The 13,185-nt window shown below is 64.4% G+C and carries 6 protein-coding genes, 1 tRNA gene and 1 pseudogene; 6 read left to right on the top strand and 2 right to left on the bottom strand.

What is annotated here, in order from left to right; genetic code table 11:
- The 3 genes from ACSBPG_RS31490 to ACSBPG_RS31480 all read left to right on the top strand — a co-directional run.
- Positions 1-525 (top strand): IS3 family transposase (locus ACSBPG_RS31490; protein WP_435541213.1); only part of this gene is annotated, 525 nt, incomplete at its 5' end.
- 321 nt (positions 526-846) lie between these two features.
- On the top strand, positions 847-3,996 hold the full coding sequence (locus ACSBPG_RS31485) for a hypothetical protein (RefSeq protein WP_435541212.1): 3,150 nt from the start codon (positions 847-849) through the stop codon (positions 3,994-3,996).
- Positions 3,993-9,929 (top strand): DEAD/DEAH box helicase, encoded by a 5,937-nt coding sequence (locus ACSBPG_RS31480; protein WP_435541211.1) that lies wholly within the window; start codon positions 3,993-3,995, stop codon positions 9,927-9,929. The genes ACSBPG_RS31485 and ACSBPG_RS31480 overlap by 4 nt, the downstream gene beginning before the upstream one ends.
- Before the next feature lie 129 nt (positions 9,930-10,058).
- On the opposite strand, the gene ACSBPG_RS31475 is transcribed toward ACSBPG_RS31480, so the two are convergent.
- Together ACSBPG_RS31475 and ACSBPG_RS31470 are read right to left on the bottom strand one after the other, a co-directional pair.
- Positions 10,059-10,135 (bottom strand) — tRNA-Met (locus ACSBPG_RS31475).
- Between the two features lie 163 nt (positions 10,136-10,298).
- A complete protein-coding gene (locus ACSBPG_RS31470; RefSeq protein WP_435541210.1) occupies positions 10,299-10,847 on the bottom strand; it encodes a hypothetical protein in 549 nt (182 codons plus the stop codon).
- Here ACSBPG_RS31470 and tnpA point away from each other — a divergent pair.
- The 3 genes and pseudogenes from tnpA to tnpC form a co-directional block, all read left to right on the top strand.
- Complete coding sequence (gene tnpA / locus ACSBPG_RS31465) at positions 10,836-11,246, top strand: IS66-like element accessory protein TnpA (RefSeq protein WP_435541209.1); 411 nt, start codon at positions 10,836-10,838, stop codon at positions 11,244-11,246. The two genes, ACSBPG_RS31470 and tnpA, sit on opposite strands and share 12 nt — an antisense overlap.
- Positions 11,243-11,590: pseudogene (tnpB, locus tag ACSBPG_RS31460) on the top strand (IS66 family insertion sequence element accessory protein TnpB). The gene tnpA and the pseudogene tnpB overlap by 4 nt, the downstream one beginning before the upstream one ends.
- 79 nt (positions 11,591-11,669) lie before the next feature.
- Positions 11,670-13,185: IS66 family transposase (tnpC, locus tag ACSBPG_RS31455; protein ID WP_435541208.1), on the top strand; the 1,516-nt coding region annotated here is incomplete at its 3' end.

Here is a 13,185-nt window from a genome sequence, read left to right as displayed (position 1 = left end):
GAATGGAGAGCCGTATGCACTGAAAGGTGCACGTACGGTTCGGGGAGGGGAAGCGCTTCAGCGCTTCCTACTCCACTGCCGACCGACGAGGGCTGGCTGTACCTGGCGGTCGTCCTGGACCTGTTCAGCCGCAAGGCGGTCGGCTGGGCGATGCGTGATCACCTGCGCACCGAGTTGCCGCTGGCGGCGCTGACCATGGCGATCCAGCGCCAGCGCCCCGCCCCCGGTCTGCTGCAGCACTCCGACCGCGGCTGCCAATACGCCTCGGCGGAGTACCGCAAGGCCCTGAAGGATCACGGCATCGTTCAGTCCATGAGCCGCAAGGGGAACTGCTGGGACAACGCCCCCATGGAGAGCTTCTTCGGAACGGCGAAGTCCGAACTCGTCCATCACCAACGGTATCCGACGCGCGACGCCGCCAAGCGGGACCTGTTCGCCTACATTGAAGGCTACTACAATCGCCAACGGCTGCACTCAGCCCTCGGCTACATCACCCCAGAGCAGGCCGAGCTTCGGGCTGCATAATCCGGTGTCCACTCTCGCGGGGGAAGCTCATGGCCGAAGGTCACACCGTCGGCGGACATGGCCGGTTCATCGCTTCATCTCCTTGTCAATCCGCTTGTTCGCGGATTTGCGAGTTGTTACTCCTTATCCACAAGGGGATCAACCGTGAAGCGGGCTCGCGGCCGGCGGGCAGGGAAGAGGGAAAGGTGTGCTGTGGGCTGCAGGACCGCGGACTTCTTGATCAGCAGACGTCGCCAAGAAGCTGGGGCTCCGCCCTTCATTGGGCTCCTTCCGCTAGATGAGAAAGCTCGAGAGCGAGCCGTTGAGCGCACGCGACAGTTCTTGGGCGGTCGGCCCGACAGGCTGAAAGCGTTGTTCCGCGATTTTCCAAGCCTCGCGGCATGGCTTGTCACCCATTCTCTAAGCGAAGGATATGGAGACGCCGGTCATGCGGTATACCCACACATCGCCGACATTCTCCAAGTTCCGCTAGATTACCAGCCGCATCGCAAGGTGCTGTTCCGCTCATTCTGTGCGGTTTGCGACCGGTTCGGGTTGCCTACCCGAGGCTTTGATCGCGATGTCGATGTCTACCTTCTTCATGCCGGCGTAAGCCAAGCGCAACTTCCACATCTGATCGACGCATTTCTGAGACAGGAAGCAGCCTTTGGCCCGCCCCCTGTCGAAACGACAGTGCTGCTCAACCGCTGGGAAGACGATGCACTGTATTTTCTCCCTCCTGCGGTCAACGTGCTTCGCCGTGCGATCCTTTGGGACGAGACTGCCTGGCATGCAGCCCTGTTTGCACGGATACGCCAAGACCCAGAGGCCTTCGTCCCTGCAATCGAGTTCGAGAGGTCTTTCAAGGAAGCCTTTGACCAGAGACTGAAAGAAACGCGGCCAACATCGAGCCGAGGAGGAAGCGAGGCGCTGGCACCGCGGCCGCGGCTCCATTGGCAATCTGGTGGGCTTGTGTTGAGACTGCCTCGAAGCGAGGGGCGAATTCGCCTCTGGCTCGATGGCGCGCAACGACCGCTCCGTTTGCGCGGTGGCGAGGACTGGACACTACCTCAGCCCTGGCCCCACGAGCTCCGTTGGGAAATCTCTGGCCAGACCGGGCAACTAGAGTTCCTCACTCAAGGGGGATGTGCCGCGTTTGACAGGATCACCGGTCACTATCTGCGCGAGATCCCACGAGGCTCGGTCGATATCGAACTGGACTCAACGGACATCGTTATCCTGGCACGGGCGCCATTCTCGATAGCAGGGGAACCCGCTCTTGAATCGGAAGCCGATAGTTTTGTCGGTTTCGCAGTACTTGGGCCGCGCCCTGTAGTGCTCAACCTTGACGGCTTGCAAACGGGTCTCAAGGCCCGTCCGAGAAGACGCCTTTCCTTGGCAGGAGACGAAATCGCAAGTGGTCCACGGGGCGCACTTCATGGGCGTTCTGCACGCCTTCGGATCGAAACTGGCTTGGGACGCTCCGAGACACGCGCGGTACGGGTCACACTCGGCGTGCAGTCGCGCCTCATTGAGGTGCCGATTTCAGATGACGGTTTTGGTGATGTCGGGATGGAAGAGGTGCTCGCCGGCTTTGCAGAGGCTGAGGCAGCAGACCCGGTGCGCCTCCGCATGGAACTGATGGCGCCAAGCGCCGATGGTGCCGCCTCTCATGGGTCTGGGATCGCGCTTGCCGCATGGGTGTGGCCTGGCTTCAGCGGCTCAGACGGCATCGTGTTCCACAGCGAACGCCAAGTCCGCAACCTTGTACAGGATGAATGCCTACACGTCGGTCGTGACGACCAAGGGCGTCTATGCCTTGAGCCCGGCGGCGGATACAGCGTTGCACGGGTCGTATTCGAGATCGAAGGCGTACATGTTCCTTTTGATCTGCCTTGGCCCGATGTCACCGTATCAAGGCGCCGTGCTGAGGGAAGTGTCGCCCCGCTCCCGCTTGGCACGCGGCTCTCGGTTGGTGAAGACGACCGCTTCGATACGATCAGCATCCGATGCCCTGACCAGAAGGCACAGCTGATCATTCGTGGAAGACGCGAAGAGCGGCCATTCTATGGGGGGCTGACCCGCAGTCTTGCTGTTCGCGACCTTCTGGCTCCCGCCTCCGATGAACGGGTGTTTCTTCAGCGCGGAAACGGCTCGGAAGCCCTGCTATTCGAACTGGTCGCGGCACTGGCGCCGCAGGCAATCGACCTCCTTCCCGCTCGCAGCGCGATCCGACTGCAGCTGAAATTCGGAGAGCCGGTCGATGCAGTGGCTGTCGAGGTCGAGGACGAAACGGGCGCTGTCGTTTTCGCCGAAGCCGCCCTTCGACATAGGCCGGTGGCGACACGGCGGCCGGAATGGTTCCATGCCGAAGTGAGCGAAAGCGACGCGCAGGGGCTCGAACTGACCGTCGATACCGATTGGCTTGATGACGGTCCCTGTCTGGCCCGGCTCTTGATCCGACCCGAAGGACGCGATGGTTGGCGACCGCTGCGCAACTCGCGTGGCGACAGTTTCGCCGTCGCCCTTGCCAACTCGGCGGCAGACGGATTCGTGCAGGACGCAGAGCTTCAGCGTCGGTTCGAGGCTCTCAGCCGCTGGCTGTCGGATTGCTACGCAGCAGAGTGCTGGCCGACGCTGGAGCGCACACTGGTGCCACGCTGGCAGGAACTCGGCTGTCGGCTACGAGAACTTCGTGGTGGCGATGGAGCCGTTATGCGAGCGGCCTTCTTGCCGCCTCCCGACCATGCGGCACCCGGCTGGGTGCCGATCCTCCACCCTCTGCAATTCGCTCCGGATCTATACGCTGCAGCGCCGCAGGCATTCGCCGCTCTGGCGGCGTCCGGTGATCCTGGTGTCGCCGAGATGGCCGCGCTCGCCACACTCAATACAGCGCGCCTACGCGAGCTGTCTCATCTCCATCCCACAGTCTACCTGGCCTTCCGAAACCTGCAGGCGGCGCGCGACAAGGGCTCGAGACTGGAGGGATTCGATCCAGCACGCTTCTTCAGAAATCTGCCATTGGTCGATGGTGACCCATCGGCAGGATGGTTCTGGCGTGGTACGCCTTTGCTCGGGCCCGACCATTGGCGCGCTGCACATCTCCGGCTGGTCGAGCGGCTCGACGCAGCCGGCCTCTTCCTCGATGACACCGCCGAAGAGGGGCCGAACAGCCGCCGCCAAGGATCCCTGCAACGGTTGATGCATGCAGCCTGGACCTTGGCACCCGAAAAGCTTCGTCCACCCGCGCCGTGCCGCAGTCAGGAGTCTGAGGAACCGGCTCAGGTCGATCTATGGGGCTCGGCGCTGCTTTCTGGCTTTGCGCGGGCAAGCCGCCTCAATGAGGTGGCAGAGTATGTTGACACCGTCTCCACTCGGGCAGGCATGCCGCCAGCACAAGCTCTCACCAGCATTGCGTTTATGTTGCGCCTCGCCCCCGAGCTTTTCGCCTTCCACCTATTGCTCTGGCAAATCGCCAAGGAACGTCCATGACCGAACTCGACCCAATCCGTTTCAAGGACAACCTCGGTGCGACGCTGGCGCGGTACATCACAACTGCCGCTGCAGTGTCGTCAGCGAGGGCACCCCGTCTGTCACGAGCCGTGGCCGACGCATGCGCACGCGCGGCATTGGTGCGCGGCCCATTCGTCGAGAGCCTGCCAGACTTCGAGAAGGGCGGCAGTATTGAAGAACTGGTGGGCAATGGGGCACTGCACGGTGCTTGGTCGGCACTCTCCGAAAGCGAAGAGGGGCAATCCCTCTGGCGTAGGCGGCTTCACCTACACCAGTCCGCAGCAATAGGTCGCGACGAAAATTACCTGGTCGCAACGGGCACTGGCTCGGGCAAGACAGAGTCTTTTCTCTTCCCATTGATCGACGATCTCCTGCGTCAGGGAGAACTGGAGCGGCCCGGTGTCCGCGCAATTCTGGTCTATCCTCTCAACGCCCTCGCAAACGACCAGATGCATCGCATCGCCCGACTGTTGTTTCGGGATCTTGGCGACCCCGGCATCACGCTCGGGCGCTTCACCGGGCAGGTGCGCTCTGATGCTACGAGATCGGACGAAGAAGGACGGCTGATCGCCACGCCCACCTTTCAGGTTGATTTCCCCGACGCTCGACATGCTCCGCGAAACTGGCTTCTTGCCAGGGGCGAGATGCTTCAGACCCCGCCGCACATCCTCGTCACCAACTACGCCATGCTCGAGCACATCCTGCTCTTGCCGCGAAACCGAGATTTGCTTGCCGGGGCGGATGTCCGTTGGCTCGTCCTCGACGAGGTCCATACCTATACGGGGGCCCAGGCGATCGAAGTCGCTTTCCTCTTGCGAAAGCTGAAGGCGCGGCTCGGCATACCCCAAGGGCAGATTCGTTGTGTCGGGACGTCCGCAAGCCTCGATCCAGCGAGGCGGGAAGAACTCGCACGCTTCGCAGAAGACCTGTTCGGGGAGCCGTTCCCCAGCGGAGACGGCGCGGTAATCACCGCCGAACGACGACTGCATCCAGCCTTGACCGACGGCGTGGAACCACAAGAGCTTTCCGCGACCGACTGGGTTAGAGCAGGCCGGATACTCTCGGAGCTACGAGATCAAGGATGCCTCGCAGCTGACAATGTCGACTATTTGACCGAAGACTGGAATGAGGCGATGCGGGACGCTGGCCTCGATGCGCTAGTCCTCGACCCTGCGGAGCCATTCGGCGAAGCGCTCATTACGCAGCTAGCCGGCATCAAACAGGTTCGCGACGTGGCCAACGGGCTCAAGGAGCGAGCTTTGCCATTCGCAGATCTCGCCGCGCGGGTGTTTGCGTCGGAACCCGGAGAGACGGCGCGGAAAGCTCTGACGGCTCTGATCTCGTTGGGCGTTCTGGCTCGTCCTTCCGTCCCAGGCGCGTTTCCACTTCTGCCTGCGCGATTTCATCTCGCTGCTTCGGGAGTGGAGGGTGTCGCCCTCAAGCTATCCGCAAGCGACGCCGAGAATTGGTCGGACTTTCGGCTTTCGCGCAATGGAATGCATATCACTAGTGCCCCGGCCTATCCCCTTCTCGTCTGCCGCAACTGCGGCGAGCCCTACGTCGAGGGCTGGGACGATGGAACAATGCTTCACCCCCGTCCCGAGATCAGTCCCGGAGCGAGGCGCCGGGTCTTGAGGTTGATCAGGGCGGGAGAGGCCGCGACAGAGATAGACCTTGACGAACTGGACGAGGAACCTGAGGAGGAACCTCCTTTCGAATTCTTCGCCGACACTGGCGAGTTGGCCGACGGCCCTGAGGAGGGCGTCCTCTCCCTTGCCGAAGCCCCGATGCGCGACGATGCCGAGGAACGGCGCAGCTACGTCCGGAAATGCCTATCTTGCGGAGCGACCGGCGGACGCTTCGCTGAGCCTGTTACTCCGATCCACCCTGGTGACGATGCGCTCGCGTCGGTAACGGCGCAGGCACTGCTCGAGGCCCTGCCTCCGCCGCACGGGCGGTCGTCGGAAGCACCGATGCAAGGGCGGAACCTTCTCGTCTTTGCGGACAACCGCCAGGACGCGGCGTTCTTCGCCCCATTCTTCGAGCGTACGGCTCGAGATCAAGCGCTTCGTGCAGCTATGGTCCAGGCGCTGCGTCGAGAGACCAACGAAGCTTTGGACCTCATGGGGCTGCGCGATGGTGTCTGGACGCAGCTCAGGCGATCCGGCTTCAAGCTATATGATCGCCGCAATCCAGAACCTCTGAGCAGCAGCGCCGCCAAAGACCGCCTGATGGCCCTGATCGCAGCTGAACTCTGCGGTGGCCCACTGCGGCTATCACTTGAATCCCTCGGCCTCATCACCGTGCAATATGAGGGGGATGCGAGGATTGCTCAGCGACTCAGCGAAAGGGTTCCGCTTGAGTATCGGGGCATGGTGCCGGCCCTGGTACGCTTTCTGCTCGACCTCATTCGGCAATCGAGAGCGATCAACACGCTGGAGAACATTGACCTAACAGATGAGTCCATATGGGGAGAGGGGTTGGCGAGCGCGGACATTTCGTGGTCGTTGTCGCGGACGCACCAGAGCCGCCGACTGCGAACGTTGCTCTCAGAACCGGGACGGCCCAATCGGCCACTGTGGGTGCTGATTGACAGGCTTGGAGTCCCAGGCGACCAAGCGAGAGACATTCTCTCGGCTTTCTGGGAAGAGGCGACACGGCCCCGTCACCGTCTCCTTCTGCCAGGCGGACACGGTCATGTTCTGAACTTGGCGGCCATGCGTTTCGCTGCGACTCCGGAAGGAGAACTTCGCCGCTGCGAAAGTTGCGGCGCGTCCAGCCAGATCGATCTCGGGGGCGTGTGTACCGCCTGGCGCTGTACTGGACGCACAGTTCCTGTTTCAGCCGAAGAACGGGACGAGATGCGCAGACGCAACCATTACCTCGTTCGTTATGAAGGGCAGCCGCTGAGCGGGATCGCTCGGGAGCACACTGCTGCCATATCGACGACGGAACGGTCCGAGATCGAGGAGCGGTTCCGGCAGGGTGAGATCAACTTGCTCAGCTGCACCACGACAATGGAAATGGGTGTCGATCTGGGCGAGCTGGAAGCGGTTTTCTGCCGGAACGTCCCGCCAGGCATTGCGAACTATCAGCAGCGCGCCGGTCGCGCAGGCCGCCGCGCGCAGGCCGCACCTGTTGCTTTGATGATGGCGAGGTCCGGCCGATACGATCAAGCACAGTTCAACGATCTGCGTGGCTATCTCGAGGCACTCCCCCCCGCCCCATATCTGACACTGGATAACCCAAGCTTCTTCCGACGGCATCAGGTCTCATGCCTGCTGGCAGGCTGGCTGGATCGTCGCTTGGCAGGCCACGAGCGCACCGGTGCTCCGCGCCTGCGCGATGTGCTGGGCGAGCGCTTGGACGAGGCTGCTGAGACAGCTCTTCTGGCAGACCTTTCAACATGGCTGGCTTCGGAGGCTGGAGTTGCCGCACGTGCGGTTGCCGAGCGTATGGCGTCCACTCTCCCGGCAAGACTTGATTATGTCGGCCTTGTCGCGGGCGAACTGACTGAGCACGCGCGCGCAGAGATAACGCGGTGGATCCGGGCAACTTGCGCTCGCTGGCGTGAGCTCAATGACGCCTACGAAACGGCACGTGCCGCGCTCGATGATCCGGAGGCGAACGAGCAGGCCCGCTCCCGCGCTGCCGGTCGCATGAATGGCCGTTTGGGCGACATGCGTCGGTATCTTGATCGATTCCTGGTTGAGGCACTGTCGCGTGCTGCCGTCATACCGACTTACAGCTTCCCGGTTCACTCGATTCACCTAGAGATTGTCACGGAACGAGGCGCTCGCACCGCCTCGGATGATCGAGCGTTGCAGCTTGATCGAGACGCAGCAATGGCGATCGCTGAGTATGCGCCGGGGGCCGAAGTCGTGGCCGGTGGCCGGATATGGACGTCCGCTGGCATCGCACGGAGAGCCACGGTAGGCACCGGCGATGCTTGGATGGAACGTGGTTTCCATCGCGTCTGTCCTACGTGCCAGCATGCAGAAACACATCACGAGCGGGATGATTTTGGGGAGAACTGTCCTCAGTGCGGCGCACGGGCGAGTGGCCCGCGCCGTGCCTTCGTTGAACCCGTGGGGTTCCTGACATCATATGCCGACCGGCAGGGTAGAGACCCCGGCGCGACCCGCCTGAGAGTGCGCCCCGTCGACGAAGCGCGCCTCCTTACGCGAGCCCGCCCTGAGGACTTCCAAGTTTCGGACCTCGCACGCGTCACGCATTTCTTCGCGCCGGCTATCGCACCAGAGGGGAGTCAGCCTGGACGGATGCTCGTCTTGAACCGCGGGCCGCTGGGGGCGGGCTATCTTTGGTGCCCGTCCTGCGAGCATGCGAGACCGGCGCCCCAAGAGGCACTTGGCGGGGCCGAGATCCGGGCAGTGCATGAGAACCCGCGGACCGGAGATCGGTGCCGGGTTGAATCCCTCCGCTGGCCCGTGGACCTCGCACATGTCTTCGAAACGGATCTTCGGGGGATCCGCATCGATCAGCCGGTTCCTGACTTTTCTGATCGCCCCACGGAAACTGAACGGCGGGCTGCCCGTGATGGTTTCCTTAGAACGTTGGCTGAGGCACTGAGACTTGCGGCAGCGGACATTCTTGAAACCGACCCAAGAGACCTCCGCGCGACCGTTGAGCTTCTCGGTGCGGCCCCGCTGGTCATCCTATCGGACTCCGTCCCAGGCGGTGCCGGCTACTGTCGTCGACTGCTCGACGATTCTCGCTTCTCCGCCCGCGTGCTGCTGGGTCGAGCGATCGCAGTCCTGGATTGCCCTCGTGGCGCAGCCTGCGAAACGAGCTGCTCGCGGTGCCTGAATGACTACTCCAACCAGGTCTATTGGGATCAGTTCGATCGTCATCCTGTGTTTGCCTGGTTGCGCGGCCTGCTTGCGGAGTCGACACCGCGACCCGCTCATGCGCCCGAGGCGGCGGTTCCGGTAGCGCAGACCGCGGCAGCGACGCTGCGGGTGCGTCTTGAGGGAGCGGGGCTGGTGGCCGTTTCTTCGCCAGATCTTTGGGGTGCCGAAGATCGGTCCGAGGCCCTCACAAGCGCGCGGGCATTGCGGAACTGGCTCGATGAAGCCTCGAATAGGCATGCCCTCTATCTACTTTCACCGGGTGCGGTTGATGCGGGTACACCGACCGGCCTCGATCGTGAGATTGCCTATGCTTTGGCGCCATACGAGCGATCCGGTCAACTTCGCTTTGGCACGCTTGACGGTTCGGCCGTGGCGAATGCGCCTCGCCTGTCTGTTTTGAAGGGTGTCGGGGCAGAGGCCTCTGTGGATGCGTTCTACGCATCGCAGGACGCGGCGGCGGCTCTCGCCGGGCCATTGGAGGGGGTCAGTCACCTTTTTTCATGCTCAGCAGGCGACAGCTGGCTTGCCTCTGTGCAGGACAGCGTCCGAACGCTGCCGGGCCCTTTGGCTGGGCTCACCGAACGCTTGCGCGTCTTCCGCTTCCGGCCGGGCACCGCCCGAGCGCTCACACCGCTCTTCCAAGGCGTAGCAGGGCGCCGTGTCGCGCTCGAAATCGAGGATCCCTGGTGCGGCGTTCGCCCACATAACCGTCGTCGCCTCGCGAGCTTTGTCGCTGCCGCTGGGTCAGCGGGCGTCGACATCGAGCGGCTCGCAGTCGTGTGGAATCCCGATCATGGCGAGCCGGATACGCCGCAATCGCAATCGAGCGCGTTGCGCGCCGAGCTGCGGTCTGCCGGCGTAACGGTTACACCCGAACTTCATCACCGCTCTGCACGCAACCGCCATTTCCATGACCGCGTTGTTACGATTCAGACCGTCGATGACGGGCCGAGGGTCAACTTGAGATGGGACGTGACCGCGGGAATCGACAATCTGATGTCTTACTCGAAGGAGTGCAGTGTCTTCATCGAGGAGCGCTGAGCCCAACTGCTCATGCGGAAGCACGAAGGACTTCGGCCTCTCTTGCTTCCACAGTGCTTCCACGGGTCTTGGAAACGCAAACGCCGCCCCGGAGGGCGGCGCATAAGCGTTTGACAACGCGAAGAGATTTGGTTGCGGGGGTAGGATTTGAACCTACGACCTTCAGGTTATGAGCCTGACGAGCTACCGGGCTGCTCCATCCCGCGTCCAGACGTTCTCCGCCACGACGGCTCCCGGCGGGTCGTGCCTATATGGCGCTTCACCTCCTGCCGACAAGGGGTCCTTTCACCGGCCACGGCGGCGGGAAGGAGGCCGGTGCGCCGCCACTGCACAGCGGCGCGCCGGGTCCATGATCCGGCAGGGCGGGGATCACACTGCGGAGTACGGGAACAGCAGGTCGAGAAAGCGCTCCGCCGTGGGCTGGGGTTGGTGGTTGGCGAGGCCCGGACGTTCGTTGGCTTCGATGAACAGGTGCTCCGGCCCGAACAGGTCGGGCAGCAGCAGGTCCAGCCCGACCACCGGGATATCCAGCGCGCGGGCCGCCTCGATAGATGCGTCCACCACGCGGCGGTGCAGCCGGTCCGTGATGTCGTGCAGCGTGCCGCCGGTGTGGAGGTTCGCTGTCTTGCGCACCGCCAGGACCTGCCCTTTCGGCAGGACGGCGTCCATCGAGAATCCGGCATCGTGCACGCAGCGCTCGGTCTCGGCATCAATGGGGATGCGGCTTTCCCCGCCGGTGGCGGCGGCGCGCCGGCGGCTCTGTGCCTCGATGAGCTGCCCGATGGTCGTAAGCGTTGTCTGTGGGCTGCCTTGCGGGAGCAGTGTGCCGCGTGCTGAAAGCTGGACGTCGGCGGCGCCAATTGGTGTAGCTGGCTTGGCATCGTGGCAAGCAGCGTGGTTTGCACTGTGGCAGTCCAACGTATCGAGGTCATCACCGGCGCCGGCGGGCGGCGGACCCATTCGCCCGAGGAGAAGATCCGCTTGGTGGGCGAAGCCCACGGCGGACGTGGCGCCGTCGCCGCGGTGGCGCGCCGCCACGGCGTGTGCACCAGCCTGATCTATCGCTGGCGCCGACAGCTCAAGAGTGGGGAACTGTCCGCCGAGGCGCCGGGCTTTGTGCCGGTCCATGTCCTGGAGGCGACACCCGCCGGCTTGCCGTCTCCTGTGATAACGCCGTCGGCGCCGGAGACGCCGCCCATCGAGCGCCGTGCCGGCCTGGTCGAGGTGGTGCTCGCCAACGGCCGCGTGCTGCGCGTCACCGAGGACATCGCCCCCGCCACGCTGCGCCGGCTGGTCGGCGCGTTGGATGCTCCATGATCTCGGTTCCCGCCGGGGGGCGTGTCTATCTGGCGATGGGCGCCACCGACATGCGCAAGGGCATGGATGGGCTGGCCATGCTTGCCCAGCAGGTTCTCCAGCAGGACCCGTTCGCCGGGCATCTGTTCGTTTTCCGCGGCCGGCAAGGCGACCTGGTGAAGGTGATCTAGCACGATGGCCAGGGCAGTTGCCTGTTCGTGAAGCGGCTTGAGCGGGGCCGGTTCATCTGGCCCACGCCGGTGGACGGTGCGGTGTCGATCTCCGTCGGGCAGATGGGTTATCTGCTCGAAGGCATCGACTGGCGCAACCCGCAGAAAACCTGGAGGCCTGAGGCCGCCGGGTGACTGCGACACGGTGAATCGACGCCGCCGTTCAGCCGGAAATGCGGCGACTCTTTGGGACGGTCGCGGGTAGACTGGCGCCATGACCGCCGCCCCGCCTGACGACATCGCCGCCCTGCGCGCCGCCTTGGCGCAGGCCGAGGCGCGGGCGGATGCCGCGGAAGCCGAGGCGGCCCGGGCCAAGGCGGTGGCCTCCAACACCGACGCCCTGATCGCCAACCTGAAGCTGGAGATTGAGAAGCTGCGCCGGGAGCTGTACGGCACGCGCTCCGAGCGCAAGGCGCGCCTGCTGGATCAACTGGAACTCCAGCTCGAGGAGTTGGAGGCGACAGCCAGCGAGGACGAGCTGAAGGCCGAGACGGCGGCGGCCCGGACCACCGCGGTGGCGGCCTTCGCCCGCAAGCGGCCGTCGCGCCAGCCCTTCCCCACGCATCTGCCGCGCGAGCGCGTCGTTGTGCCGGCGCCGACGGCCTGCCCCTGCTGCGGCTCGGACAAGCTGTGCAAGCTGGGCGAGACGATCACCGAGACGCTGGAGGTGATCCCGCGCCAGTGGAAGGTGATCCAGATGGTGCGCGAGAAGTTCTCCTGTCGCCACTGCGAGACGATCAGCCAGCCACCGGCGCCGTTCCATGCCACGCCGCGCGGCTGGGCCGGCCCGAGCCTGCTGGCGATGATCCTGTTTGAGAAGTTCGGCCAGCACCAGCCGCTCAACCGGCAGGCCGAGCGCTTCGCCCGCGAGGGCGTGCCGCTCAGCGTATCGACGCTGGCCGACCAGGTGGGCACGGCGGCCGCGGCACTGGCGCCGCTGCACGCGCTGATCGCGGCGCACGTGATGGCGGCCGAGCGGCTGCACGGCGACGACACGCCGGTGCCGGTGCTGGCCAAGGGGGCGACCGACACCGGGCGGCTGTGGGTGTATGTGCGCGACGACCGGCCGTTTGCCGGCCGGGCTCCGCCGGCGGCGCTGTTCCACTACTCGCGCGACCGCAGGGGCGAGCACGCTGAACGGCACTTGGCCGGCTTTGCCGGCTGGCTGCAGGCCGACGCGTTCGCCGGCTACAACCGGCTGTACGAGGCCGACCGCAAGCCGGGGGCGATCGGCGCCGCGCTGTGCTGGGCACATGCTCGGCGGGGCTTCTTCAAGCTGGCCAACATCGCCGCGAGCAAGAGGCGCGGCAAGGACGCCCCGCCGATCGCGCCGCTGGCGTTGGAGGCGGTGAAGCGCATCGACGCCATCTTCGAGATTGAACGTGCCTTGACCGGCCAGCCGGCGGCCGAGCGGCTGGCGGTGCGCCAGGAGCACGGCGTTGCCTTGGTTGGCGCGCTGGAAGGCTGGATGCGGACAGAGCGCGCCCGGCTCTCCCGCCATGCGCCGGTGGCCAAGGCGATGGACTACATGCTGACCCGCTGGAACGGTTTCACCCGCTTCCTCGGCGACGGGCGGCTATGCCTGACGAACAATTCCGCCGAGCGTGGGCTGCGCGGCATTGCCCTTGGCAGGAAAGCGTGGCTGTTCTGCGGTGTCCAGCGACATCCCGAACTGCCCCCCTGGCGCCATGAGGATCTGCCCCCTGGTTGCGCCGTTCAGGCGGGCGTTG

This window comes from Azospirillum sp. ST 5-10 (genome assembly GCF_051225715.1).
Lineage (GTDB): Bacteria > Pseudomonadota > Alphaproteobacteria > Azospirillales > Azospirillaceae > Azospirillum.
Note: the sequence above shows the minus strand (reverse complement) of the source record. Positions and strands in the feature narration are given on the sequence as shown.

Bases quoted from the DNA above. Each gene is read 5' to 3' on its own strand.
- ACSBPG_RS31480 (WP_435541211.1), top strand. From the start codon at position 3,993: ATGACCGAACTCGACCCAATCCGTTTCAAGGACAACCTCGGTGCGACG.